The sequence below is a fragment of the Arthrobacter echini genome (assembly GCF_008107445.1).
GTDB lineage: Bacteria > Actinomycetota > Actinomycetes > Actinomycetales > Micrococcaceae > Arthrobacter_D > Arthrobacter_D echini_A.
On the sequence record NZ_VSLD01000026.1, the window covers coordinates 1 to 1,491 of the forward strand.

At 64.6% G+C, this 1,491-nt stretch carries 1 protein-coding gene; it reads right to left on the reverse strand.

Features of this window, described 5'->3' with window-relative positions; all coding sequences use genetic code 11:
- Positions 1-8: 8 nt before the first annotated feature.
- Complete coding sequence (locus FQ377_RS14645; protein ID WP_148601894.1) at positions 9-1,316, reverse strand: ISL3 family transposase; 1,308 nt, start codon at positions 1,314-1,316, stop codon at positions 9-11.
- Between the last annotated feature and the right edge of the window lie 175 nt (positions 1,317-1,491).

The following is a 1,491-nucleotide window of genomic DNA, read 5'->3' on the forward strand; positions in this document are numbered from 1 at the left end:
GCGGCTCTTCACGAACCAGGGTGTAGGACGGGTCTGAATCCGCCTGATTCGAGCAGGGATCGGGCGATGTAGTTGGCGAGGTTCCGGAAGCCGAGGGCTGATCCGCGGAGGTGCTCAAGCCGCCCATTGATCGCCTCCGTGGGTCCGTTGCTGGTGCCGGGTCGGTCGAAGAACGCGAGCACGTCAGCGGCACGCTGCTTGAGGGTTCGGCCGAGCCTACGGATCTCGACCAACGCAGTCGGGACGCCGGTCGTGACCGCGTCGATGACCGCTTGCATCATCTCCTTGCCCTTCTTTTTGTCGGGGTGTCGGTAGGCCGCGACGATGCGCTGGTAGATACCCCAGGTCGCTTCGACCTCGAGGTGCTCCTCAGCCGCGAACACTGCGTCCAGGCGGGTCTGCTGCTTGTCGGTGAGCAGGTCCGCACCGGTGTGCAGGGTCCGCCTCGCCCGGTAGAGCGGGTCACCAGCACGACCCCGGTGCCCGGTCGTGGCTTGTTGGACACGTTGCCGGCACCGATCCAACCCATCCCCGACGAGACGGACGACGTGGAAGGGGTCCATGACCGGGACCGCGTCGGGGAGCTCCTCGGATGCGGCGGTCTTGAAGCCGGTGAACCCATCCATCGCGACCACTTCGACTTTGTTCCGCCACTCCTGGGGACGGTTTGCGAGCCAGGACTTGAAGACGGCTTTGGAGCGTCCTTCGACCATGTCCAGCAGGCGTGCCGGGCCTGTCTTTGCGCGGATCGGGGTGAGATCGATGATGACCGTCACGAACTTGTCCCCTTTGCGGGTGTGGCGCCAGACGTGCTCGTCCACGCCGATCGCAGTGACACCGTCGAACCGATGAGGGTCATCGATCAGCACGCGTCGTCCTTCGGCGAGGACCGCGTCGTTCGCTGCGTTCCATGACACTCCGAGGCCGGCCGCGACCCGGGAGATAGTGAGGTGATCGACCACGATCCCGGTCAGGGCCCAGCGAAGTCCTCGGCGGGAGATCTTCGCCCGCCGCTGGGCTGCTTTCGAGGTGTCCTGCCGCCAGACACGCGAGCAGTCCGGGCACCGGTAACGGCGCACCCTCACCATCAAGACGGTCGGCCGATGCCCGAACGGTTCATGGGCGAGCCTGCGGACGACGGTGTCTCGTGGAACACCCTCAGCACCGCAGGACCCGCACCACCGATCTGGTTCAACGACACGGCATTCGATCACCGCCTGCTTCAAGGTCAGGTATTGACCGGTGGCTTCGAGGCCGAGTTCGTCGAGGCGGCAGAACGTAGTCAGGTCAGGGCTCGTGAAAGTAAGGTGGGGCACGTCGAGGTCTTTCGGGCTGAACGGTCAGTGTGAGAACTTCCATTCTGCTCGGAGACCTCGACCCCCTCATCCCGCTGTTGCCACAGCACCTAGCCAGCTCGCACCCTCACGGACCCTTCCACCTGAAGTCTCAAGACATCGCCGACGGACCTACACTCTGCTTCTTGAAGAGCCC